Here is a 22,142-nt window from a genome sequence, read left to right on the forward strand (position 1 = left end):
TATAAAATGATAAGAGGATTTGTCGTTTCAGATGGCAGAAAATTTACAGAAGAAGAAAAACAAATGATTTGGAAAAAGTCTCCTAGTCACCAAGAAAGTGTGGAGGAATTACGTGTTGCCGATACAATCAATAGGAATTGGCATAATGGAGAACTGCGAGTCATCAATGTACTGCTAGAGGGGGATGCCGGCTCAGGTAAAACACAACTTGCCAAAGCTCTCTCTCATGATCTTCAATTGCCATATACGAAAATTACCTGTTTTGCCGACATGGATAAATCAGATGTTTTCGGCTCACTTTTGCCTGTAATGGAAGAAGCACAAGTGGAAGATAAAAAAATAATTCAGTTTTTTGAAAATAATAGCACGACGCAGCAGCTTTTAGAAAATTTGTCTTCCTATCTACAGTTAAATATGGCAGGAACGAAAGAATACCTGGAAAAACTTGAAAGGAAAATCAAAGGCACCGGTAAGAATGTCACGTATAAGTACTATCCATCAGAAATCGTTCGTGCACTACAAGAAGGCTACTTGCTAGAGATACAAGAACCTACTGTCATTAGAGATGCATCGGTTCTAGTTGCATTGAATTCCGCTCTTGAAATTGATGGTATTTTAAATACTCCAACTGGAATGATCAAACGGCACCATGATGCTGTAGTAGTTATTACAACCAATAGAAATTATCAGGGGAATAGACCTCTTAATGAATCATTACGTGATCGAGTTCAACACACGGAACGAATGAATCTTCCTTCTAAGGAAGTGATGGTCAAACGGGCTTTCAGTAAAGTCGGTTTTGCAGATGAAGTGCTATTAGAAATGATGGCTGAAATCATTATTTTATTAGATGCTACTTCAAAAGCTAATGGAATCAAAGGTGTAGCAGGAATGAGAAGTTATTTCTATTGGGTGAATGCAGTGCATCAAGGAGAAAATATCTTTGATTCTATTTATCAAAAGGTTATCTATAAAATCACTACCGATGAAACTGAGATTAGAATTCTAGAAAAAGAATTAGAAAGCAGTCAATTATTGGAGCGTATTCAATCTTATTTACTGGATCAAAAGAATCCAATGAACAAACCGCAAGCTCCTCTAGTGTCACCAATGGTAGATAAATATGAGGAACAACAAGAAGGTGAGGAGGACCTTCAAAAAGATACATCTTCCTTTGATTTTCCAAAAGAAGAGGAGAAAATCCAAAATAGTGATTCCGCTCTGCCTCAACAAGAAAAAGGGAAACCATTAGAAATTTTTTCTGAAAAGAGATCAAAGGACATTGAAATCGATAGTAATAAAGGAAAAGAGCATGAGGAATCTCAAACAGGCATTTCTCAGCAACAAGTAAAACAGTTACCGGAAATACTAGAGAAGCAAGAAGCTGATAAGAAAAAAGAGTTGAATAAAGAAGCTCGAACGCTTATGAAAAACACGATTCATCAAAAAGAAGGGATCATTATCCACCGTCCTCCTGCAACGAAGGAAAGTATGAGTGAAGCAGAAAGTATTAAAAAGGAAATAACACCTCTTGTAGAGAGTATGGCAAGAAAAATTCTTGCTGTATTAGAAAAAGAAGAGTCAGAAACATATACTCAAGGGAAGTTCTACGGTACGCGATTTAACGCTTCTAAAGTTGTGATAGGAGATTATCGTTACTTTGATAAAAAAAATCCTCCAACTGAAAATCCCTCTCTAGCTGTAGCAATACGTATAGATGAATCTGGTTCCATGGTTCGGGCTCAACGAATGGAGAGTGCCAAAAAAGCAATAATCGCTTTAACAGAGTTTTGTAGAATGTTAAATGTTCCTTTGATGATTTATGGAGACACTGCAGATATTAGTAAAAGGGAAATGACTTCACTATACTCGTACAAAGAGTTTGATGATGGGTACGAAGGTGTTATAGGAAAAATTGCGACAATGAAGCCTCGCCAAAATAATCGTGATGGTGTTAATTTACGAATATTGGCAGAAAAATTATCGAAACAAATCGCTTCTACCAAGCTATTGATAAATATTAGTGATGGACAACCAAAAGCCATGCCTAATTATTCTGGAGATGCAGCGAGGGTGGATATCCAATCAGTTATTAGAGAATATGAAAGAAAAGACGTGCTATTCCTATCTGTTGCTATTGGAGAAGATAAAGAAAAGATTGCAGAATTACACGGTAGAGAGAGATTTCTCGATATGACAGACCTTAAATCGTTTCCTCAAAAATTAGTGGAAACAATCAGTCGCTTTTTATAGGAGGGATTTAAAAATGGATGGAAAACGCAAAAAGGCACTGGTACGGTATCAATGAAGATTTTTCCGTTTTTTTAACCCCGTCCTAATTTAGAACGGGGTATGCTTGTTTGAGCTTTTAAAATTAAATAACTTTATTGTCTTTTTACAATTTTCTCGGTATTGTAAACGAGAAATAGGCCTTTCCTTCAATATGCCAGTCAGTGGTCGGTGTATTCCATGATAAATTATAGTCTAACCTTAACCTCAGTGCCGTCCTTAGCTTTAACATCTACTAGCACGATCCCCTTATAATTTTTCAGTTCCTTGACGATAGGCTTTAGCGTTTTTTTGTCTATTAGTGGAAAGCTAAAGTCCAGTTTTTTTCTTTCGAAGTGCTCTTTTGTCCATTTGTTTGCATTTTGCTGAATAAATTTTGAAGATAAAATTGAAATAACAATGTTTAAAATAGCATATGGAATTGGGATGGTAAACCGAACGCCTTTCGCTTTCACTTTTACATGCATCATAAGCAAATTACTAATCAATGATGACCGAAACGGTATCCCCGTTTGCCGATTTAATATCAACAATTTGGCCATCTAATTCGTTTTCGATTGCTTCAATAATAAGGCTCATGTCTATATCTTTAACGTATTTTTCCGATTGAGGAATACTCGCTGCGATGCTGTGTCCAGCCACTAATACTGCCTTGACAAGTTTTATAGGCAAATTGACCGTGACATTATCATTTTCGGCTGATACAACACGAACTTTTAAGGTTTTATCTAAATATTTAGTCGGTTTTTCAAGAAGCTTATTACCTGTTTCTTCTTTCTCTTTTAATACTTGAATCAGTTCTGATCCCTTATCTGCATCAATCTTCCCTTCTTGAACCATTGTTAACACTCTTGTAATTTCCTCTTTCATGATAAATTCCTCCCTATTCCTCTTTTAAAAGCTTAATGGCTTCTTCTGGTGTTATTTCGCCATTTTCCAACATGGTGACAACTTTTTTCTCGTCCACTTCATTTTTCTTCTTCTGCACATATCCAAGGGATGAAATGATGTCTGTTAGCTTGCCTCGAACCGTTGGATACGAAATCCCCAGTTCCTTTTCAACTTCTTTGATATTTCCTCTGCATGTTAAAAATACTTCCACAAAATGAAGCTGATCCTTTGATAAGGAGGCCAGCTTAGATATTTCAAACTCATTTTCAATCGTAGTGTGACAATGAGAGCACTGCAACTTTGTAATTTTCAATGTTTTACAGCAGACAGGACAATTTGTGATTAATTTATAAGCCATAATGAAATCCCTTCCTTTTAGTTAATTCGATTATAAATCAAGGAATTAAAAATATAAATAATTAAATTTAAATTTTTATTAAAAAAAATCAATAATATTAATTTAACATTTAATATTATTGATTATCCATTTTTATTATTCATTCAGGTATTATATTTACCATAATGGTTGAAATACCAAGTTACATAATGAGCACGATTACTTAGTCTTTGAGATGCTGATTAATAATCCATAGATATTTGATATTAATATTCCAACTATGATGATTCAGCAGTCGTTGGCATTGATGTATTATTTATTGATTTAGAACTTGAAAATTATTAAGCTTACGGGTTGATTAATCTCCGATTATGCAGTGATTTGAGGACTTAGTCTTTATTTTAGTTATTCCAGTATAGGGCGCGATTCTTTAATAAGAATCTCTTTTCTTAATTAACTAACGGGTGCGTAGCTTAAGATCAGAGCTGTCTTTAAGGCAGCTTTTTCTTTATGGGTATAGAAGCGAAATAGTGGACCTTTGGTTAAATAAGGAATTTTGCTCGGGCTGCCTTCACTAATGCAGCCAAAAGTGCATATTAGAAGAGTAGTGACATATAAAGGTATTGTCCTATTTACATAGAATATTTTAAGAGAATAGCATGTGAATAAATGGAGGACATATATGGATATTTGTTTTATAGGTGGCGGAAATCACACGAATAATGAATTAGGTGAAGTGTTCCTGGAACTTTCAAAAATGATTAAACGTGATACTAAGCTTTTAATAATTCCTTTTGCAACCGACAATTCCAGGTATGAAAGTTGGATGGCAAGTATCAAACAAGCCTTTTCAATCATGGAGAATTTAAGTATTGAATTATTAAACGAAGACCTTTCAGACAAAGAAATGAAAAAGTCTATAAAAGAACATGATATTCTTTACTTTATTGGTGGAAAGCCAGAAAGGTTAATCCATGTTATAGAAGAAAAAGGACTTGTCCCAATTATCAAAGACTTTCAAGGTTTAATCATCGGATATAGTGCGGGTTCATTAGCCTTCTGTAATGATTGCATAATAACAAAAGATAAAGACTATCCAGAAACGGTAGTGATCAACGGCTTAGGATTAGTTGGGTTTAGCGTTGAGGTCCATTACAATGAAAGTATAGATGGAGAATTATTTCCCCTATCAAATGAACGAAAGATATATGCAATACCAAATGGAAGTGCGATTTTCTCCAAGAACGGGGAACTATTTAAAGTTGCAAATGATATCTATTCCTTTCAAAATATGAAAAAGGAAATAGTGAATTCCAAAGTCATAAAGAACTAGCAGGCGCTTTATCCCAATAAGCTGCGGCAGCATTTTTCCTATTTCAGAATCAAGGTCGCCGGGCGCTAAAGGATAGCGAAAAGGAGAACGCGATGAATATAAATTTAATGATTTTCATTACAACAATAAAAGAACAAGAAAAGAATATGCTAATGATGAAAACATTTGAATCTGATATTCGTCCTGTTAAAGGGGATATAATAGATGATCCTGGGTTCGATCCAGGTTTTCATAATGGATATGAAGTTGTAAAGGTTACCATAAATTATGCTTCGAATGAATGTTTTGTATCACTTCACCCGCTTGCGATTGAGATTGAGGAAATCAGGATGGAAACCTATATAGAGAAACTGGAAGCAAACGGTTGGCGTGCTGTCTCAAAAGAAGAATTGAAAAGTATGTAAAAAGGTAAACCCATTAATGACGTTAGAAGTATGTAAATGGAAAAATACTCAACAACCACTTTAAAGATGAAAGAAATTTTGATGTAGTGCCTGCAATGGTTGTTGAACCCTGAGATGATGAGAAAATGGTTTTTTACATTGGAAGGACAAATAAGGTGGCACAAAATGATTTTCAAGTGGGAGGTATTTGGGAAATTATTGATCATCGCGATGGAAAAGATTATCGGGCGATAGGGGAGTACCTTGAAATGGACCCTCCCAATAAAATAGTGTTCACTTTTAAAATGCCGCAATTCAGTGAATCAGTAGATACAATTACAGTTGAGCTGAAAGAACTTCAAAAGGGCTGTGAAATGACATTTTCACAAAAAATCATCGTTCCTCATGAAGAAAATTGGATAGAATCTGATATCGAAAAAGCTCTTGGAGAGTATCACGATGGATCTGAACATGGCTGGAACTTAATGTTTATGGGACTGAAGGAATTAGTTGAAACTGGACAAGTTAGCTATAAAGGCTAATAGTCGTTAGCCGCAGTTTATAGACAAAAGGGAGTTCGGAATGGGCTCATAAAGAAGACTTGGTTATACTACATGATTTTTTTACTGTTTTATATAAGATGAAACCCTGAATAGATTGAAGAAATTTGCGACACTACTGCCGAATAACTGGCTAGTCAAGACCCCACAGACGCCTGAGTCGAGGAGGCTTGGCAGACAGTCGGCGGAAAGGGAGCGGATTTTTGAAATCAACTGCAAAGTTTTTCAAAACTGTAGACAAACTTAATTATTACCGAGTTTGTCTACAGTCTGAGGTTAATAGTCGTTAGCCAATGATAAGCTCTCCAAATTAACTGGAGGGCTTTTTCGGTATTTATATATATTGACAATCCCCTATGGATTGGTAATATTTACTTTATTACATATTTGATTTTTAATATAAGGCGGTTAAATTATGGATGGGAAAGTCATTTACGACGAGTTTAATAAACTGATAGAAGGTGGGCAATATCGCAAATTGGTCATTTTATTATGACTAACTTTATGTACATATTTTGTTTATTAGTATGGGGACTTAATTTTATTGCTGTTAAGATTCAAGGTACACCTGTGAGTTTAGAATTATCTTTAACATATCGTTTAGGTTTGACGGCAATCCTATTTTTCATTTTATTGTGCATTCTTAGACCTAAAGGGAAACCCAAGAAAAAGGATGTTCCATTTATAATTGTGTTTGGAATTTTTAATTTTGCTTTAAGCTATTTATGCCTTTATTACGCCACTATCTTAAGTTCAGCGGCAATGGTTACTTTAATATTTTCATTGAAAGTCATTTTAACACCCATTGCCCTTCGTGTTTTTTTGAAGGAACCATTACATTCACGTATCTTAATTGGGGGGATAATTGGTGTGCTGGCTGTTTGTATTGTTATTTATCCGAGTTTAAATAATATTCATGGATTCAATGATATAAAGGGTATCATGATGGCTGTTCTTGGTACCATCCTTACTGCATTGGGCGATGCAAGCTCAGCTAGAAATGCCAGGAAGAAAGTGAACCCAATCTATGCTAATGTACTTGGATTTACAGCAGGAGGACTTCTTTTAGCGGCAATTGTGTTCATTCAAGGACAAGCAGTCACTTTACCGACATCTATTACATATTTATCTGCTTTGTTCTATTTAACTATATTCGCTTCCTTTGGAGCTTGGCTATTCTACCTTAAGCTTGTAGAAAAAATAGGTGGGGCGAAAAGTGGATACATGGTCGCCCTTTTTCCGGCAATTGGAGGTATAGCTTCAGTGATGATTGGCGAATCAGATCCATCCATTTTCTTGGGAGTTGGCTGTCTTTTCAGTTGTTTAGGTGCCGCTATTGCATTAGGTTTTGGCATGAATATTGGTAAAAGTAATTTGAAAGAAGAAATTTAATTCGATTTACAGAGAGGGATGGGACAATGGAAAGTAAATGGCCAAATGATATGAAAGTAGCGCAAATGCGGGTTGCACGTCCTACTGATCAACTAAAAAAGGTTGTAAAATTCTATTGTGAAGGATTAGGTTTGAAAAAAATCGGTTCTTTTGAAGGGCACGAGGGATATGACGGTATCATGATCGGGCTTCCTGATTCCAGCTATCATCTGGAGTTTACCCAACATAAGGATGGCAGTCCTTGTCCTGCCCCATCAAAAGATAATCTGCTTGTCTTTTATATTCCTGAACGTAAAACCATTGAGGAAATCACGAATAGGTTGAAAGGTATGGGCTATGAACCGGTTACTCCGGAAAATCCATATTGGGAAAAATTAGGTGTTACTATTGAAGATCCGGATGGTTGGAGAATTGTATTGATGAATACTCCCGGCATTGGAAATTAAATTTCGAAATGAAAACGACCGAAAAGCATCATGCTTTTCGGTCGTTTTGGGTTTATGAGGACATCGTGATCCCGCCATTGATGTGAATGCACTGTCCTGTAATATAAGCACCTTCATCAGATGCTAGCAGCACGTAGGCACCTGCATGATCTGCCGGCTGCCCAGGGCGGCCAAGTGGTGCTTCGGTACCAAATTCGGCAACGGATTGTTCGTCGAACGTCGCCGGGATGAGTGGAGTCCAAATCGGTCCTGGTGCAACCATATTGACCCGGATCCCTTTTTTAGCCACATTCTGTGCAAGGCTGCGTGTGAATCCGACGATTGCCCCTTTTGTCGCTGTATAATCCATCAAAGTTGCATGACCTCTGTATGGATTGATCGATGTTGTGTTGATGACCGAGTTGCCTTGTTTCATATGAGGAACCGCGTGCTTACTCATGTAAAATACTGAATAAATATTGGTACGGAACGTTTTATCCCATTGCTCGTCCGTGATATCCTCAATGTTTTCCGTCGGGAATTGCACCGCAGCATTATTGACGAGGATGTCCAGCTTTCCGAACTCGTCCAGCGTCTTCGTAATCAATTCCTTACAATTCGCCTCCACGGAAACGTCACTTGGAAGTAGGAGGCAGCGAACGCCTTCCGCTTCAATCAGCTGCTTTGTTTCTTCGGCATCACCGTGCTCATCTAAATAATTCACAACTACATGGGCGCCTTCCTTTGCATAAGCAATGGCAACCGCACGTCCGATGCCGCTATCTCCGCCTGTAATCAAGGCAACGCGGTCCTTTAGCTTACCGCTCCCAATGTAATCCTTTGGCTGAATCGGAAGTGGAGTCATCTCAGATTCAATGCCAGGCTGTCTGTCCTGTGTTTGCCCGGGCTGTCCATTTTTTTGCTGTTCATATATATTCAAAGAAATCTCCTCCTCTTAAACTATTGATCTAGTCTACTTTAGCCGTTAAAAAGTACGGTTAAACATCGTCATTCCCACCGATTCCAACTGCAAACGGTTACAAAAATATAGTGTAGAAGGAATTACGGTATTCAAAGTTGAATTACATTTAAATAAAACTTTCAGGGGTGTTAATGTGAATTCGATAGAAACAATACAAGAATTAACAAATAAAGAACAATGGTTAGAAGCCTTTCCAATCATGAATCAGTTGCGTACTGACTTAACTCAAAAGACATATTTGGAGTTACTTGAAGAAATGAGGAAGGACGGGTATTGTCTGTATGCATTATATAAGGATAACCAGGTTGTATCCTTGGCTGGTTTAAGCTGGAGAGTTAACTTTTATAATAAACGTCATGTATTTATTTATGACCTTGTAACTGATTCTGCACACCGCTCATTTGGATATGGAGAGAAGTTATTAAGTTATATTCATAACTGGGCAAAAGAAAACGGAGCTGCATATGTGGCATTGGAATCTGGGATCCAGCGAAACGAAGCCCACCGTTTCTATGAAGAGAAATTAGATTATGATAAATGGTGCTACTCATTTAGAAAAACGCTGTGAGTAGGTATAGCGACGTAAAAGAGCTGAGTATTCAGCTTTTTTTTGTACCATTGATGGAGTAAATGGAGTGAATGTAAGACACATTGTCCACTATGTGTATTTGTTTATAAACATTTTTAGTAAGAATAAATCAATTAAAAATAAATTCACGAGTAAAAGCGAGAAATTCACGAGTAAATTGCCAAAATTCACGAGTAAATTGCCAAAATTCACGAGTAAATCGGCTAAATTCACGAGTAAATCGCTAAAACTCACGAGTAAACGCCGATTCGCAAGTAAAAGTTACTCACGAGAATAAGCCCCAAACTCACAGCAAATGCTCCAAAACCCACGAAATTCAACCCCTTATAGAAATTGGCACGTTTATTGCAAAAATAATAACGAATCCAATTCCTTTGAAAAAATATATTGAACTACTCATCTTACTAACGAGAATATCCTTCTGCTGCAGAGTTTGAACAAAAGTCCTTATTTTGATGTTGAATGCCTAAAAAATTTGATGATACGAAAGTGGAGGGAACGATGATTGCAGGAGTAAATGTCGGGGATATTATTTTTCAATTATTATCCATTGGAGTGCCGGTATTTTTTAAAATAATTTTATTGGTATTTTGGCGTTCATCCAAAATTAAAAAAGAACAATTTAACCGCATTGAGGAAAAGTTCAGCTCGATTCAAAAAAGGGAGTACTAATTGATGGGCTAGTGTGTAGATTCGAGGGATGGGTTCGCCCCAATGAAAGATGACGAAGGTTCCAAGGGACACAATGAATAATTTTCTACGTAGAAGCCAGCCAGATAGTTAATTAAGCTTCAGGTTGCTGCGGCAGCCTTTTTTCATATGGAACATCGTACATACTAAAAATTACGTCAGGATGAAAAGTGAGGAGTTCGATGAAGTGTTGGAAATGCTAGTTTGTTTTTTGTTTTTATAACGGGAGTCGTATTTCTATATTTTGGTTTGTTTCAATACAATTGGCTGTATAAAGGTGTAAAGGAGATTGAAGAAGACAATGATTTTCCTTTCATAAGCAGTTATTGGTTCTGGCGGATTTTGTTTATCGTAATCAGTTTATTCATCATTTTTACGACTGAAAATTCATTCTTTCACTGAAAAACCCAAATTTTTGTAATGATTTATTTAGCCTTGGACATACTTAATTAAGATATCAATAAGTAACATTTAATTAAGGAGGAAACCCAATGGCTAACGAAAATATACAAATGAAAATGGAACATATTTGGCAGGATACATGTGGATCATGGGAAAATTGTACGGAAACCACAATTCAGTCATTCTTGGCAAAATCTGAAGAAAGCAATATAGATCCGCAATATTGCATGAGTTGGGTGGAACAGCATAAAGCCCAAATACCTGAGTGGGATGCCGTTTCAAAAGTGTCGCTCGACTGGGTTAATCAACATACCTCAACGGGTTCACCGATTTCAATCAAGGAAGATTATTAAAAGTTATACTTTTCCTGCTTATGAATGGTTCGAACTCCACTATGTTGAAGAGGTGAAATTAGTTGTCAAATAATGAGGAACAAAACGGTAAATCAAATCGTCGGGATCCAGATTACAGAGTTAATGCTTGGGATGAAATGAATGGTGAAGATAAATTTGTACAATCAGCCATCCAAGAGGAATTCAATAATCCAGTAATTGAAGAAACGATCTTGAAGTTCAATAAAATAGCGAATGAAGAAGAAAAGGAAACTTGATTTTTGGACGCGCCCTATAGGGCGTTTTTTTTTTGAAGTATGAAAAAGTAAGAGCTTTTCGTTGAATACTTCTTTCACCCGGATGCCGCTTAATAAGACGAGAGATGAAATCGCCTTAGAAATTCAGGATTTGTTTTGTAAAAGCTGTGAAATCACTGAGATGATTTATTACGATTTGTTCTAAAATGTCTAAATTAATGTTTTGGTAATCATGTACAGCAATGTTTCTAAATCCAACCATAGCTTTTAAGCGCCAAGCTATATCTTCATCAATAACCGAATGATCCTTCAGCATATCAAAAGCATCCCTGCTTGATTGAGGCAACCCAAGTCTTTGATCAGCTACAATATGCATGGCCAAGTCAATCGAGGATTCGCATGCACGTTGTATATTAAGGATGATCGAATCTTGTTTCGTATAGTCCTTTAGGTTTTCTGAATTATTCGCGAATACAACTTTAACGCGGTTTATGCACCGCTCGATTATACTGATCTTGTTCAAAATCACATCATTCTTCATAAATGGACCCACTTTCCCATATTTTTTTTAAGATGATTTCACGTTCCTCATTCAATTTAGCGTACATGCTAAGAGCAATCATTTGTTGGTTTTTTAGAAGTGTGTCATCTTTTGAATAAATTACTATACCGGTTGTGTAAATTTGTGCCTGAAAAACGGTTGATGCTGTCCTTAGATTAATCAGGTCCACATCTATTTTAAGGGTATCTGCCAGTTCCTGGGCCAATAAGAATAACTCATATGTAATATGTGATGAATCTTGACTGTAGAACGCCACATCGATGTCACTATCACTATGTGTAGTGTTCTTTGCGTAAGAACCAAACACAATGATAAAGGAAGGATCAATTTTGTCTATTAGGAACTTTTGGATACTTTGAAACATCTCTGTTTTCATAAGACACGCTCCCTAATGATAATACGAATAGTATAACAAACATTAGTTTTCCTTTGTACTGGCCACAAAGAATCCTATAAAAAATATGGATTCTTTGTTGGCTGAAGAGCGAGCGTTGCTTCAGGGAAGGGAGCAAAGTCCAAAGATTTATAAAAAACAATAATATACAAATAAAGGGAAAAGGCATCTTGGTATCGTATAAAGCATAGTATAAATCATTTTTATTAATAAGTTAGCAATATCAATATTGGGAGTGAGTATCATGGAAGCAGCGGTAGAGCGGATTTTTTCTAATGAATTGGTGAAGTTGGCTGGAGATTTTTTTCAAGTGAATGCGGGGAATCCGGTTAAACTTGGAGATGCAGAGAACTACGTATTTGAGGTTTACAGGGATGGAACGCCATACATCTTAAGAATGACACATCAATCACATCGTACAAAAGTTCAAGTGCTTGCTGAGTTAAAGTGGATTGAGCATTTACAGAATAATGGTAGTGAAATTCCTAAAGTTCTCTTTTCGAAAGATAATAACTTAGTTGAAATTGTAAAGGGCTCGGATGGTACGGAATTTTATTGTTGCCTGTTTGAAAAAGCTCCTGGTGTAAGAATGAAAGTCACCGATGAAAAATTCAACGAACATTTATTTTTTGAATGGGGAAGAACCATTGGCCAAATGCATAAACAAACTAAAAGTTATAAGCCAGAAGCGGAATATAAAAGGCTGGATTGGCATGAAGAAGAATTATTGAATGTCCAGCTCTATCAATCCGATGTACCGGAGCAAATGATGCACCAACAAGAAGTAATCAAGGAGAAATTAAATGCCCTTCCCGTTCATCAAGATAATTTTGGCTTGATTCATTCTGATATACATAACGGCAATTTCCATTATCATGAGGGGAAGATTCATGTTTTTGACTTTGATGACTGTTCTTATCATTGGTTTGCCAGCGATTTGGCCATACCTCTGTACTATCTGATGTGGAGCTTGGAACGTGAAGGAATAAAAGGGCTCGATGAATATGCTGCCAAGTTCATGAGGGAATTCATAAAAGGTTATGAGACGGAAAATATCCTGGCACCTGTGGAATACGAAACGATTCCACTATTTTTAAAGCTAAGGGATCTAACGTTATATAACTTTTTTCATAAAAAGTATGATTTGAAGAATGCCGATAGTTCATTATCCAAAACCGTTCAAAATATCGAAAAAAGAATCATCGAAGGTCGTCCTATTGTTCACTTCGATCCGAACATGGTTCATTAAGGGGGATTGGAATGTCAGGTGCATATATGACCCGGACTGGTGTATTGGAAGATGCGGAAGCGGTTTTGGATGTACAGAATTCCGTTATTTCCGAAGGCGAGTATTTTATTGCCGTATCGGAGGAGTTCAATAAAACACATGAACAGCAACGAGATTGGATACGAAGGTTATTGGAAAATGAACGGGAAACCATCATCGTGGCCGAAATGAATGATGAAGTGGTTGGATGGATAGCCTTTCAATCGGAAAATAGGAAGAGAATGTCCCACAAGGGCTCATTTGGGGTGATGATTAGAAAAAATTTCAGAGGGATGGGCATTGGAAAAGAGCTTATTGAAGCGTTATTGGATTGGGCAGAAGCCAATCCTTTGATTGAAAAGGTGAGTTTAGGAGTTTTTTCAACAAATCATCGGGCAATATCATTGTATAAAAGGCTGGGGTTTGTAGAAGAAGGCCGTAAAATTAAAGAATTCAAGATGAGCGTAAGTGAATACGTTGATGATATTATCATGTACAAATTCGTTTAATCAGACCGAAAGAGCATGAATGGATTCAATACATGCTCTTCCTGTTTTGTTATGTATCTATTTTTATAGTGAAACGATATTTATGTCATGCATTATTTAATTACTCTTACCTTCACTTGCTTTCTTCCCCACGTTAAAGCATCCGCTTCTTTCGCGATGAAGACATCGATTCTGTTTCCTTTGATCGCACCGCCCGTGTCTGCAGCGATGGCTTGTCCATAGCCTTCGACTTCAACGATGGAGCCTAGCGGAATTACGTTCGGATCAACTGCAATCAGTTTGGCATCATCATATTTTATTAGGTCGACGCCCATTCTTGTAGTGCCTGAACATCCCTCGCAGCTCGCTGTATATGCTGTACTTGTTACCGTCAGTTCTTTAACGGCTGAACTTGCCGAACTTGCTCTTTCTTCTAATTTACTGAAGGTCCGGGCACCGGCTATACCGTCAGCTGATAAACCCTTTTGCTTTTGAAAGTTGATAACGGCTTGCTTTGTACCTGATCCATAAATGCCATCGACCGTTGATGAGTAAACATCCCAGGCTTTCAATAGCCTTTGCAGTTCAGCTACAGGCCTTCCCATATCCCCGCTTTTAAGGACCTGTATTTTCTGATTCGTTTGTGTTCCTGCTATTCCATCGGCTTTCAGCCCTGATCTTTCCTGGAACTTCTTTACGGATTCTTTTGTAATCGGTCCGTAATAACCTGTTGCTTCATGATAGGGAAAAACCCCTTTTGTCAGTAATAATTCTTGTAATTGTTTAACATCACTATTACTCATCCCAAATGAAAGTGTGCGATCCAAAGCAGCGGCTTCGCCTTTAGTTGGCATGCAAACTCCTAGAATGAATACAGAAGCCGTTAGGATCGTTAATAATATTTTCTTCATGTTTATCCTCCTCGTTGTTTCCTGCATTAAACCATTCGTTAAACTATCACCCTTTTAGGCGCAGTTAAGGAAAAACACCGCGAAGGCACTAAGTAATTGTTAAAACATGTAACAGAAAGAAAAGAAATGAGGCGGAGATCGGGTTACCATATCCTTATTAATTGGCGAATTCCGGAAAATAATCAGGATTCATATGGAACGAACGGAACCGTTTGGTTGAACAAGGTCATTCATTCATGTACGTTTAAGTTAAGAGAAATAGCTATGAAGCATATGCTGCTGCTCAGTGTGTTTTTAAGGGATAAATTAGAAGGATGAAATCATTTTGATTAAAGCAGTTATTTTCGACTTTGATGGTTTAATTTTAGACACGGAAACAGCTTGGTATGAGATGAGGCTTATAAGGAAACGATGGCTTTTTATGAATCTTATTTGCCCCTCGAACATTTCGTTACATGTAACGGAACGGATAATACTGAACTTAATCAGTACTTTAAAGATCAGCTGGGGGTAAGGTGTTATATTGAAGAAATTGAATCCAGAGCAAAAAGCCTCCATGAAGTAAAAATGAAAACATCACAGGCACGTGAAGGTGTAAAGGATTATTTAGAAGAAGCAAAAAGAAATGCATATAAAATCGCCCTCGCTTCAAGCTCGCCAAAAGAGTGGGTCACTCATCATTTGAGGGAACTCGGACTGTTACACTATTTTGTAGTTATTATCATAGGGGATGAAGTTGAAAAAGTAAAACCAGCGCCTGATTTGTATTTAAAGGCAATTGAAGTTCTGGCCATTCAGCCGACAGAAGCCGTAGCATTTGAAGATTCGTTAAATGGGCTTCAAGCGGCCCTGACTGCTGGTTTAAAGTGTGTGATCGTTCCTAATCCCGTGACGGAAGCTTTAGCTTTTGAAAATCATCATTTACGCCTCCGTTCCATGGTGGATAAGAGCTTGTCTGACGTCATAAAACATATTGAGCAATAAGCGTTCGAAGGAAAGTATAGTATGATAAAGGAATGAAACCGCGCCGAAGATGGCAGAGTCTTCGGTTTTTCTGGGTTTAATGAAAGTTATATTTTGGTGGGAGGGCGAGTTTATGGGATTGCATATCAATGACGAAGGAGTCCGGCTGCGGGAGGTCAAGGAGAGTGATCTTCCTATCTTTTTCGAGCTGCAATTGGATCCTGCCGCAAGCTATATGGCTGCTTTCACATCTAAAGATCCATCAGACAAGGCGGCTTTTTTGTCACACTGGAAGAACATCTTATTGAACCGGGATATTCAAAAAATGACCATAATCCACAACGGATGTGTTGCGGGCAGCATTCTCAAGTTTGAACAGTTTGGTAACCCGGAAGTGAGTTATTGGATCGGGAAGCAATATTGGAGGAAAGGAATCGCTAAAGGTGCACTGCTCCATTTTTTGCCGAAAATAAAAGTCCGCCCTCTATATGCCCGCGCAGCCAAGGATAATCTTGGTGCTGGAGAAATGCGGATTTGAAAGATTTGATGAAGACAAAAGATATTCCCATGCAAGAGGCAAAGAGGTTGAAGAATTCATTTTGAAACTTGAAAGTTAAGATAATAATTACAATATCGTTTAGCCTATGAGGAAACGGGTGACAGACAATGGGATATAAGATTTTTTCCATCATTTTTATTTTATGCGGTCTTTTTGTAATGTGGTTCTCCATTTTTGGCAAAAAGAAAGAGATCAAAGAGATCGGCACACCAACGAATTTCATCGATGTAATTTTAATGATGATATATAAGCTCTTACCTTCCGTTATTAGAAAAATCCTTCTATTTGCAATGGGTCTGGCCATTTCTATCGGATTTGCCTATATATTGTTTAAATTGTGGTAAATTTTCCTTATTAGTTAAAATAATCCTGAAACTTTATTCTTGCGGAATCGTATTAAATGGTAACGATATATAGGAGTTGTTGCTATTTCGAAGAAAAAAAGTGATGGCAGTGTTTATGATAATGGGAATTATGGGGCGTGGAAGTTGACGCCGACGGAAGGCTAGATGTTATTTCACAATAAGGTCAAGAACGGGAAACCATAAAATTCAAATCTATTGATTGCAGCTGATTCAAGGGGTGTTTTTATTCAAATAGAAGAATATCAGTATAGTAATAATATGCATAATATGGTAATGTTGAATTTGTGTTATTTTGGAAAATACAAAAAAAGGAAGGTATTATATGTCTGAATCGGTTCTTAAGGTTCAATCCTTAACTAAAAAAATTGGAAAAGCAACCATCGTAGACAATGTTAGCTTTGAAATAAAAAGCAATGAAATATTTGGTTTGCTTGGTCCGAATGGAGCTGGTAAGACCACGATCATCCGTATGATCACAGGTCTCATCAATCGTACGGGCGGTACTGTCATGATCAATGGCAGTGACCTCGATAATGATTTCGAAGGTGCGATGAATCAATTGGGGGCCATTGTTGAAAACCCGGAGTTTTATAAGTACATGACAGGCAGAAAGAATATCCTGCATTATGCCCGAATGTCATCCAATGACATATCCAATGAGAGAATAGAAGAGGTCATTAAGCTTGTCAAACTGGATCATGCCATCGATAAGAAGGTTAAAACATATTCATTAGGAATGCGTCAGCGCCTTGGCGTGGCACAGGCCATTTTACATAAACCGTCGTTATTGATTTTTGATGAACCGACGAATGGATTGGATCCGCAAGGGATTCGCGAGTTTCGTGATTATTTGAAAGTACTGGCAAGTGAAGGCGTCGGGATATTGATTTCATCACATTTACTATCGGAAATGCAATTGATGTGTGATAGTTTTGCCGTTATCGAAAAGGGAAAACTGATACATACGAAAGAACATATTGTTGATGAAAAAACCGAAACGATCAATGAAGTTTCATTCACTGTCAGTGATGGGAAGCTAGCTAAAAAAATCCTTCAAGAACAGTTTGCGGATATTACGATTCTCAAATATGATGCGAAGACAATCTCCGTATCGGCCACTCGAGAACAAACGGCCGATATAAACAGGAGCTTCAATGGAAATCAACTGGATGTATATGAAATTGGCATTACGAGAAAGTCACTGGAAGATAAATTCTTTGAAATCACTGAGCAGGAAATGAGGGAGTCTGTATGATGTCCTTAGTAAAAAATGAATGGATGAAAATCTTTTCAAAAGTATCAACTTATATATTCATCGCTTTTCTTTTATTGGCAGCATTAGGGGCTGCAGTCATCGATTATAAACTAAGTCCCGAAGAAACGAGTAAAGATTGGAAGCAAGAATTAAAGGCAGATATACAAGAACAGCAAAAGGCTTTGGAAGCTAAGGAAATCAGTGAAGATGAAAAAGCCATGATCATGGAAGAGATTAATCTCAACAAGCAGCTGTTGGCTGATAATATAAACCCTGACTTAAACACGAATTGGACCTATATGGCGGAATGGACTACATCTTTAACATCATTTGTCACTTTATTCGTCGTTATTGTTTGCAGCTCGCTCGTTTCCTCGGAATTTTCGGATGGCACCATTAAACAACTGTTGATCAGGCCATATAAACGTTGGAAGATCCTACTTTCCAAATATATTACTTCCCTGTTATTTGCAGCGTTATTACTGGCGAGCCTGCTTATATTCAGTTATCTAATCGGAATCATATTCTTTGGCAATGGCTCGTATTCAGACAAAATTCTAGATCCTGCATCTTTCGGTGAATTCAGTCCGGTGGTAGTCGGCGACTATTTCGTGGACATGATCGTTTACTGGATACCAGGATTCCTGGTCATCACGACAATCGCTTTCATGTTAAGCACATTATTTAAAAACCAAGCACTTGCAGTAGGTATATCCATTTTCATCCTATTTGCTTCTTCGACATTAAATATGGTCATTCAATCATTCATCGGTAAATACGAGTGGTTAAAATTCGTCTTATTCCCCCACCTTGATTTAAGGGGCTATATTTCCGGAACCATAGAAATGTTCGATGGAGCTACACTTGGATTTTCGATGGGTGTACTGGGAATCTATTATCTTATCTTTTTAGCGCTAACTTTCTTCTTCTTCCAGAAAAAAGATATCACGAATTAAATAGAGCGAAAAACCGAAATCAGTGGCTGATTTCGGTTTTTCTTATGCAAAAGGAAAGTTGCGCTTTGAATCTGGCATAAAGTGAAACTTTATCCAAATTTATCCGTATAAGATAATATGAGGATATTTAGTTGGGTATAGGGGTGGAAAATGAATAAAAATAAGGTTCTATTAATTGGGCTTATCGGATTTTCTTTATTTCTAATAGGCATGATGATATCACAATGGACAGTTGCTGGCGTAGTGATCGGGATAGGCGGAGGGTTCGTAATGGGGATCAGTTCTTACCTGTTTGCTAGTCAGTAGCTCCATTTACATATGTACAATACACTATTTAATTGCGGCCTGCGCGGAAATAATCTGATAGAGATGGAGCAGATTTAAAGATGGGGAAAAGGCATGATAAACGAAAGTTAGTCATTTTACTTATTATTATTGGAACAGCATTAGGGCTCTATGTGTTCTCGACATTCTCTCAAAAATTGACAAAATCAACAGATTTGTCTGATGAATCCATCGGGGGATTTAAAGTGTTGGATAACATATCGAGTCCAGAATTCATTAGGGAATATGGTGAACCCATCGATCGGGATAACAATAATACGTATGATTATTTTTATTGGAAAGGCGGGTTAAAAACGGCCTCTATCAATACAGACGAGGATAAAGGGAAAATCATGCGGTTGATCATTTCAAGTACGGAAGACGATCAATTTGAAAACGCCCTTCAAACAAGCAAAGGTATTAAATTAGGAAGTAAGAAAGCGGACGTTCTTAAGAAGTATGGAGATCATTATTATAAAAGTTATGAACAGGGAGCCGATATTATCGGATACATTGACCATAAACGAAATATTACCTTAGAATTCTGGTGTGTTTCAGGTGGAAGGGTCGCTGAAATACGATTGGATGATGCAGATGTCATTTAATGTTTTTTCACGAGTGTCCTCGATTAAGGGTTTTGCCGTTTAAGAAAGCGATGCGATAAAGAGTAGGTTCAAGGAATTAGTTTCCACTTTTTTATAAGTTCTGAAACCATTCATTACTTTATCCGTATATTTAATTATGTACGGTGCTGGACCGGTATTTATATAGATTGGGAGATGAAGGATCATGAGCGAAAAGGGTTGTATGAAATGCGGAAGCAATGATGCTGCCAAGAAGGATGTAGCCATGACAGGAACAGGCTTATCAAAAATGTTCGATGTCCAGAATAATCAATTTACGGTTGTGTATTGCAAGCAGTGCGGTTATTCGGAGTTTTATAATAAGCAATCATCTGCAGGCAGTAATCTGCTGGATCTATTCTTTGGATGATCACTGGCACGAAAAGAATCCCCTTTTTCATGAAAAGGGGATTCTTGTTTTTTTCGCAATGCCCATTACCCGACGAAGTGGTCTTGAACGACTTTTGTAAATTCCTTAGCGACGGGTGAAAGGTGTTTAGATGATTTCATGACCAATCCAATCTCCCGGGAAAGTTCCGGATTCAAGGGCAGGCTTTTGATGCGTTCGGGTTTTTCCGGTAAAGCCAGGTCGGGCATAATCGTGATGCCTAATTTTCCTGCTACCATTGAGAGCACCGTTTGATTGTCTTTAATGTCGTATGAAATGTTTGGTTTTATCTTGGCTTCCAGGAATCTATCTTCTATGAGTGTTTCGCAGCCGGATCGCAGCATGATGAATGGTTGATCAACGAAGTCTTCTAGGTTAATTAAGGTTTTCCCTGAAAGTGGATGGCCTTCGTATAAGACAGCTGATAAAGGATCATTTAGCAAAGGTATGAATTCCACATTCTTCACTGGTTTTGCTGCAAAGCCGATGTCCACTGTTCCTTCTTCGATCCATTTTAAGATTTCCTCGTATCCACCTTCATGAATCAGCAAATCGATATTAGGGTATTTTTCTTTAAAGGCAGAGAATAGCTGCGGTATGAATCTGGCAGTGAAGCTTGGAAAACTGCCAATCGTTATTTTCCCGATTTCCATTCCATTCACAGCTGCAATCTTTTGCTCGATATGTGCAAGGTTAGCAGCGATGGCCCGCATATGTGGAATAACCTGTTCTCCCGCAGTCGTGAGTGATATACCTTTGCGGTCACGCTTTAATAAAGTCACACCAAGTTCCGTTTCAAGTGCTGTAATGTTATGGCTAACGCCTGATTGAGTCAGTCCGATCCGTTCTCCCGCTTTCGTAAAACTTCCATGTTCAACAACATGTAAAAAGACTTCCAACTGAAAAAAATTCAAATGCCCCACACCTTTCTTCTAATGAATTATACATGAGAAACTCTAATCCAAATAATGAAAAACATTCATTTTACTTATGGATTGGTCGAGAATACAATAAAATTACAAAAATAAAATACGAATGGGTGATGGAAAATGATGAAACGGAAATACGAGCAAATTTTTTCACCGTACACGCTTTCTAATGGAACGGTTCTTAAAAACAGGATTGTAGTTGCGCCGATGACCACTTATTCAGGTCAAGAGGATGGCTTGGTTTCTGACCAGGAATTAGCTTACTATAAAAGAAGGGCAGATGGACCAGCCATGTTCATTACTGCCGCTGCCGCCATTTCCCCTGTTGCGACAAGCTTTCCCCGGCAAATGAAAGTATATGATGAACAAAGCATAGCTGGACTCACGCAGCTTTCAAAAACAATTAAATCAAAAGGTGCAAAAGCCATTCTCCAGCTTCATCATGGCGGAAGCGAGAGCCTTCCAAGCTGTACAGGCGGAGAAAAAATGGTTAGTCCTAGCGGAGTCGTTGCAAGCGTTTATAAAGAAATGGGCGGGGAGTACATTCCAAGGTCGATGAGCCACACTGAGATTCTATCCACTATTCAAGACTTTGGAAGAGCCACCCGCCATGCCATTCGTTCAGGATTCGACGGCGTGGAAATCCATGGAGCGAATGGATATCTCCTTCAGCAGTTTTTCTCATCCCACTCTAACAGACGGAGAGATCATTGGGGAGGGAGTTTGGAGAATAGAATGCATTTTCCACTTGCCGTCATCGCGGAAGTGAAGCGGATCCGTGATCTATACGCAGACAAGGAATTCGTTATTGGATATCGCTTCTCCCCCGAAGAACCGGAAGAAGGCGGATTGAAAATGGATGATACAGCTGCGTTGGTAGATAAATTGGCAAACCAAGGGCTTTCCTATTTACATCTTTCAGTGAAAAATGTCTGGTCCATCCCCAGAAGCGGATTGAACAAGGGGTTAACAAGGAGCGAAATTTTTCGCGATATCATCGCTGGCAGAACCAGTTTCATATCACTTGGATCGATTCATACTCCAGAGGAAGCAAATGCTGTGCTTGAGAAAGATATACCCCTTTTCGCATTAGGAAGAGAATTACTCATGGAACCGGACTGGGCCGCCAAAATAAAGGAAGGCAGGGAAGACGAGATCATGACGACTTTGCCGCGCGATAGCAGGTGTAAATTAAGTATTCCTAATCAAATGTGGGCGAATATCATTACTCGTGACGGCATGCCCGAGAAATGATAATATGAATGTAAAAAATGGAAATTTTATGAGGGGAAATTA

Annotated in this window: 28 protein-coding genes and 2 pseudogenes; 22 read left to right on the top strand and 8 right to left on the bottom strand. The window is 37.9% G+C overall.

From position 1 onward, the window contains the following. Nucleotides 1-6 precede the first annotated feature (6 nt). A complete protein-coding gene (locus tag ACIQZD_RS23655; RefSeq protein WP_402906935.1) occupies nt 7-2,253 on the top strand; it encodes an AAA family ATPase in 2,247 nt (748 codons plus the stop codon). Between the two features lie 224 nt (nt 2,254-2,477). Here ACIQZD_RS23655 and ACIQZD_RS23660 read toward each other — a convergent pair whose 3' ends face one another. Genes ACIQZD_RS23660 through ACIQZD_RS23670 form a run of 3 tightly spaced genes read right to left on the bottom strand, consistent with a single transcriptional unit; the run spans nt 2,478 to nt 3,538 of the window. Next, nucleotides 2,478-2,759, bottom strand: coding sequence for a hypothetical protein (locus ACIQZD_RS23660; protein WP_402906937.1), 282 nt, complete (start codon nt 2,757-2,759; stop codon nt 2,478-2,480). A gap of 10 nt (nt 2,760-2,769) precedes the next feature. Beyond that, nucleotides 2,770-3,159 carry an SHOCT-like domain-containing protein gene (locus ACIQZD_RS23665; protein ID WP_402906939.1) on the bottom strand — a complete coding sequence of 130 codons (390 nt, stop codon included), beginning with the start codon at nt 3,157-3,159 and terminating at the stop codon, nt 2,770-2,772. A 13-nt stretch (nt 3,160-3,172) separates the two neighbouring features. Then, complete coding sequence (locus ACIQZD_RS23670) at nt 3,173-3,538, bottom strand: DUF2089 domain-containing protein (RefSeq protein WP_402906941.1); 366 nt, start codon at nt 3,536-3,538, stop codon at nt 3,173-3,175. 661 nt (nt 3,539-4,199) lie between these two features. On the opposite strand from ACIQZD_RS23670, the gene ACIQZD_RS23675 reads away from it, so the two are divergent. The 5 genes from ACIQZD_RS23675 (at nt 4,200) to ACIQZD_RS23695 (ending at nt 7,631) form a co-directional block, all read left to right on the top strand. Then, on the top strand, nt 4,200-4,850 hold the full coding sequence (locus ACIQZD_RS23675) for a Type 1 glutamine amidotransferase-like domain-containing protein (protein WP_402906943.1): 651 nt from the start codon (nt 4,200-4,202) through the stop codon (nt 4,848-4,850). Between the two features lie 92 nt (nt 4,851-4,942). Further along, a complete protein-coding gene (locus ACIQZD_RS23680; protein ID WP_402906945.1) occupies nt 4,943-5,254 on the top strand; it encodes a hypothetical protein in 312 nt (103 codons plus the stop codon). A gap of 155 nt (nt 5,255-5,409) precedes the next feature. Next, nucleotides 5,410-5,775 carry an SRPBCC family protein gene (locus ACIQZD_RS23685; RefSeq protein ID WP_402906947.1) on the top strand — a complete coding sequence of 122 codons (366 nt, stop codon included), beginning with the start codon at nt 5,410-5,412 and terminating at the stop codon, nt 5,773-5,775. Between the two features lie 510 nt (nt 5,776-6,285). Next, nucleotides 6,286-7,185, top strand: coding sequence for a DMT family transporter (locus ACIQZD_RS23690; protein WP_402906949.1), 900 nt, complete (start codon nt 6,286-6,288; stop codon nt 7,183-7,185). A gap of 26 nt (nt 7,186-7,211) precedes the next feature. Continuing rightward, nucleotides 7,212-7,631, top strand: a complete 420-nt coding sequence (locus ACIQZD_RS23695; RefSeq protein WP_402906951.1) for a VOC family protein — start codon at nt 7,212-7,214, stop codon at nt 7,629-7,631. A 52-nt stretch (nt 7,632-7,683) separates the two neighbouring features. Here the strand turns inward: ACIQZD_RS23695 and ACIQZD_RS23700 are convergent, their stop codons facing one another. Next, nucleotides 7,684-8,550 carry an SDR family oxidoreductase gene (locus ACIQZD_RS23700; protein ID WP_402906953.1) on the bottom strand — a complete coding sequence of 289 codons (867 nt, stop codon included), beginning with the start codon at nt 8,548-8,550 and terminating at the stop codon, nt 7,684-7,686. A 175-nt stretch (nt 8,551-8,725) separates the two neighbouring features. Here ACIQZD_RS23700 and ACIQZD_RS23705 point away from each other — a divergent pair, with 175 nt between their 5' ends. The 4 genes from ACIQZD_RS23705 to ACIQZD_RS23720 all read left to right on the top strand — a co-directional run bounded on the left by ACIQZD_RS23705 (nt 8,726) and on the right by ACIQZD_RS23720 (nt 10,883). After that, on the top strand, nt 8,726-9,160 hold the full coding sequence (locus tag ACIQZD_RS23705; protein WP_048683896.1) for a GNAT family N-acetyltransferase: 435 nt from the start codon (nt 8,726-8,728) through the stop codon (nt 9,158-9,160). Nucleotides 9,161-9,643: 483 nt separating this feature from the next. Further along, nucleotides 9,644-9,853 (top strand): hypothetical protein, encoded by a 210-nt coding sequence (locus tag ACIQZD_RS23710; RefSeq protein ID WP_402906956.1) that lies wholly within the window; start codon nt 9,644-9,646, stop codon nt 9,851-9,853. Between the two features lie 509 nt (nt 9,854-10,362). After that, entirely contained in the window at nt 10,363-10,626 is a 264-nt protein-coding gene (locus ACIQZD_RS23715) for a hypothetical protein (protein WP_402906958.1), read from the top strand. 62 nt (nt 10,627-10,688) lie between these two features. Next, nucleotides 10,689-10,883, top strand: a complete 195-nt coding sequence (locus ACIQZD_RS23720) for a hypothetical protein (protein ID WP_350301425.1) — start codon at nt 10,689-10,691, stop codon at nt 10,881-10,883. Between the two features lie 115 nt (nt 10,884-10,998). Here the strand turns inward: ACIQZD_RS23720 and hepT are convergent, their stop codons facing one another. Then, the gene (gene hepT / locus ACIQZD_RS23725; protein ID WP_402906960.1) at nt 10,999-11,403 is read right to left on the bottom strand and encodes a type VII toxin-antitoxin system HepT family RNase toxin; all 405 of its coding nucleotides are present in this window, start codon (nt 11,401-11,403) and stop codon (nt 10,999-11,001) included. Continuing rightward, complete coding sequence (mntA, locus tag ACIQZD_RS23730) at nt 11,393-11,800, bottom strand: type VII toxin-antitoxin system MntA family adenylyltransferase antitoxin (protein ID WP_402906962.1); 408 nt, start codon at nt 11,798-11,800, stop codon at nt 11,393-11,395. The genes hepT and mntA overlap by 11 nt, the downstream gene beginning before the upstream one ends. A 262-nt stretch (nt 11,801-12,062) precedes the next feature. Between mntA and ACIQZD_RS23735 the strand changes: the two genes are divergently transcribed. Together ACIQZD_RS23735 and ACIQZD_RS23740 are read left to right on the top strand one after the other, a co-directional pair. Continuing rightward, a complete protein-coding gene (locus ACIQZD_RS23735) occupies nt 12,063-13,067 on the top strand; it encodes a phosphotransferase enzyme family protein (RefSeq protein WP_402906964.1) in 1,005 nt (334 codons plus the stop codon). An 11-nt stretch (nt 13,068-13,078) separates the two neighbouring features. Beyond that, nucleotides 13,079-13,594 carry a GNAT family N-acetyltransferase gene (locus ACIQZD_RS23740; RefSeq protein WP_402906966.1) on the top strand — a complete coding sequence of 172 codons (516 nt, stop codon included), beginning with the start codon at nt 13,079-13,081 and terminating at the stop codon, nt 13,592-13,594. 92 nt (nt 13,595-13,686) lie between these two features. Here ACIQZD_RS23740 and ACIQZD_RS23745 read toward each other — a convergent pair whose 3' ends face one another. Continuing rightward, complete coding sequence (locus ACIQZD_RS23745; RefSeq protein WP_402906968.1) at nt 13,687-14,484, bottom strand: peptidoglycan-binding protein; 798 nt, start codon at nt 14,482-14,484, stop codon at nt 13,687-13,689. Between the two features lie 96 nt (nt 14,485-14,580). Between ACIQZD_RS23745 and ACIQZD_RS23750 the strand changes: the two genes are divergently transcribed. From ACIQZD_RS23750 to ACIQZD_RS23790, 9 genes and pseudogenes are all read left to right on the top strand, one after another. Further along, complete coding sequence (locus ACIQZD_RS23750) at nt 14,581-14,802, top strand: hypothetical protein (protein ID WP_402906970.1); 222 nt, start codon at nt 14,581-14,583, stop codon at nt 14,800-14,802. A 10-nt stretch (nt 14,803-14,812) separates the two neighbouring features. Next, a pseudogene (locus ACIQZD_RS23755) lies at nt 14,813-15,468 on the top strand (HAD family hydrolase). 112 nt (nt 15,469-15,580) lie between these two features. Beyond that, nucleotides 15,581-16,064, top strand: a pseudogene (locus tag ACIQZD_RS23760) (GNAT family N-acetyltransferase). Nucleotides 16,065-16,113: 49 nt separating this feature from the next. Continuing rightward, complete coding sequence (locus ACIQZD_RS23765) at nt 16,114-16,350, top strand: hypothetical protein (protein ID WP_402906972.1); 237 nt, start codon at nt 16,114-16,116, stop codon at nt 16,348-16,350. 343 nt (nt 16,351-16,693) lie between these two features. Further along, nucleotides 16,694-17,626, top strand: a complete 933-nt coding sequence (locus tag ACIQZD_RS23770; RefSeq protein ID WP_402906974.1) for an ABC transporter ATP-binding protein — start codon at nt 16,694-16,696, stop codon at nt 17,624-17,626. Beyond that, nucleotides 17,623-18,582 (top strand): ABC transporter permease, encoded by a 960-nt coding sequence (locus tag ACIQZD_RS23775; RefSeq protein ID WP_402906976.1) that lies wholly within the window; start codon nt 17,623-17,625, stop codon nt 18,580-18,582. The genes ACIQZD_RS23770 and ACIQZD_RS23775 overlap by 4 nt, the downstream gene beginning before the upstream one ends. A gap of 150 nt (nt 18,583-18,732) precedes the next feature. After that, a complete protein-coding gene (locus ACIQZD_RS23780) occupies nt 18,733-18,888 on the top strand; it encodes a hypothetical protein (protein ID WP_402906978.1) in 156 nt (51 codons plus the stop codon). Between the two features lie 80 nt (nt 18,889-18,968). After that, nucleotides 18,969-19,511 carry a hypothetical protein gene (locus ACIQZD_RS23785; RefSeq protein ID WP_402906980.1) on the top strand — a complete coding sequence of 181 codons (543 nt, stop codon included), beginning with the start codon at nt 18,969-18,971 and terminating at the stop codon, nt 19,509-19,511. Between the two features lie 184 nt (nt 19,512-19,695). Further along, nucleotides 19,696-19,899: a zinc ribbon domain-containing protein gene (locus tag ACIQZD_RS23790; RefSeq protein WP_063235873.1), complete on the top strand. Its 204-nt coding sequence runs from the start codon at nt 19,696-19,698 to the stop codon at nt 19,897-19,899. Between the two features lie 65 nt (nt 19,900-19,964). On the opposite strand, the gene ACIQZD_RS23795 is transcribed toward ACIQZD_RS23790, so the two are convergent. After that, on the bottom strand, nt 19,965-20,831 hold the full coding sequence (locus tag ACIQZD_RS23795) for a LysR family transcriptional regulator (RefSeq protein ID WP_402906982.1): 867 nt from the start codon (nt 20,829-20,831) through the stop codon (nt 19,965-19,967). Between the two features lie 135 nt (nt 20,832-20,966). Between ACIQZD_RS23795 and ACIQZD_RS23800 the strand changes: the two genes are divergently transcribed. After that, nucleotides 20,967-22,100 carry an NADH-dependent flavin oxidoreductase gene (locus tag ACIQZD_RS23800; RefSeq protein WP_402906984.1) on the top strand — a complete coding sequence of 378 codons (1,134 nt, stop codon included), beginning with the start codon at nt 20,967-20,969 and terminating at the stop codon, nt 22,098-22,100. Nucleotides 22,101-22,142: the final 42 nt, after the last annotated feature.

Source organism: Peribacillus sp. NPDC096447 (assembly GCF_044762725.1).
Classification (GTDB): Bacteria; Bacillota; Bacilli; order Bacillales; family DSM-1321; genus Peribacillus.

What these genes read in the sequence shown, in the direction of transcription:
- ACIQZD_RS23655 (WP_402906935.1), top strand. Translation starts at nt 7, where the DNA reads ATGATAAGAGGATTTGTCGTTTCAGATGGCAGAAAATTTACAGAAGAA.
- ACIQZD_RS23660 (WP_402906937.1), bottom strand. Translation starts at nt 2,759, where the DNA reads ATGATGCATGTAAAAGTGAAAGCGAAAGGCGTTCGGTTTACCATCCCA.
- ACIQZD_RS23665 (WP_402906939.1), bottom strand. Translation starts at nt 3,159, where the DNA reads ATGAAAGAGGAAATTACAAGAGTGTTAACAATGGTTCAAGAAGGGAAG.
- ACIQZD_RS23670 (WP_402906941.1), bottom strand. Translation starts at nt 3,538, where the DNA reads ATGGCTTATAAATTAATCACAAATTGTCCTGTCTGCTGTAAAACATTG.
- ACIQZD_RS23675 (WP_402906943.1), top strand. Translation starts at nt 4,200, where the DNA reads ATGGATATTTGTTTTATAGGTGGCGGAAATCACACGAATAATGAATTA.
- ACIQZD_RS23680 (WP_402906945.1), top strand. Translation starts at nt 4,943, where the DNA reads ATGAATATAAATTTAATGATTTTCATTACAACAATAAAAGAACAAGAA.
- ACIQZD_RS23690 (WP_402906949.1), top strand. Translation starts at nt 6,286, where the DNA reads ATGACTAACTTTATGTACATATTTTGTTTATTAGTATGGGGACTTAAT.
- ACIQZD_RS23695 (WP_402906951.1), top strand. Translation starts at nt 7,212, where the DNA reads ATGGAAAGTAAATGGCCAAATGATATGAAAGTAGCGCAAATGCGGGTT.
- ACIQZD_RS23710 (WP_402906956.1), top strand. Translation starts at nt 9,644, where the DNA reads ATGCCTAAAAAATTTGATGATACGAAAGTGGAGGGAACGATGATTGCA.
- ACIQZD_RS23715 (WP_402906958.1), top strand. Translation starts at nt 10,363, where the DNA reads ATGGCTAACGAAAATATACAAATGAAAATGGAACATATTTGGCAGGAT.
- hepT (WP_402906960.1), bottom strand. Translation starts at nt 11,403, where the DNA reads ATGAAGAATGATGTGATTTTGAACAAGATCAGTATAATCGAGCGGTGC.
- mntA (WP_402906962.1), bottom strand. Translation starts at nt 11,800, where the DNA reads ATGAAAACAGAGATGTTTCAAAGTATCCAAAAGTTCCTAATAGACAAA.
- ACIQZD_RS23735 (WP_402906964.1), top strand. Translation starts at nt 12,063, where the DNA reads ATGGAAGCAGCGGTAGAGCGGATTTTTTCTAATGAATTGGTGAAGTTG.
- ACIQZD_RS23740 (WP_402906966.1), top strand. Translation starts at nt 13,079, where the DNA reads ATGTCAGGTGCATATATGACCCGGACTGGTGTATTGGAAGATGCGGAA.
- ACIQZD_RS23745 (WP_402906968.1), bottom strand. Translation starts at nt 14,484, where the DNA reads ATGAAGAAAATATTATTAACGATCCTAACGGCTTCTGTATTCATTCTA.
- ACIQZD_RS23765 (WP_402906972.1), top strand. Translation starts at nt 16,114, where the DNA reads ATGGGATATAAGATTTTTTCCATCATTTTTATTTTATGCGGTCTTTTT.
- ACIQZD_RS23770 (WP_402906974.1), top strand. Translation starts at nt 16,694, where the DNA reads ATGTCTGAATCGGTTCTTAAGGTTCAATCCTTAACTAAAAAAATTGGA.
- ACIQZD_RS23775 (WP_402906976.1), top strand. Translation starts at nt 17,623, where the DNA reads ATGATGTCCTTAGTAAAAAATGAATGGATGAAAATCTTTTCAAAAGTA.
- ACIQZD_RS23780 (WP_402906978.1), top strand. Translation starts at nt 18,733, where the DNA reads ATGAATAAAAATAAGGTTCTATTAATTGGGCTTATCGGATTTTCTTTA.
- ACIQZD_RS23785 (WP_402906980.1), top strand. Translation starts at nt 18,969, where the DNA reads ATGGGGAAAAGGCATGATAAACGAAAGTTAGTCATTTTACTTATTATT.
- ACIQZD_RS23790 (WP_063235873.1), top strand. Translation starts at nt 19,696, where the DNA reads ATGAGCGAAAAGGGTTGTATGAAATGCGGAAGCAATGATGCTGCCAAG.
- ACIQZD_RS23800 (WP_402906984.1), top strand. Translation starts at nt 20,967, where the DNA reads ATGATGAAACGGAAATACGAGCAAATTTTTTCACCGTACACGCTTTCT.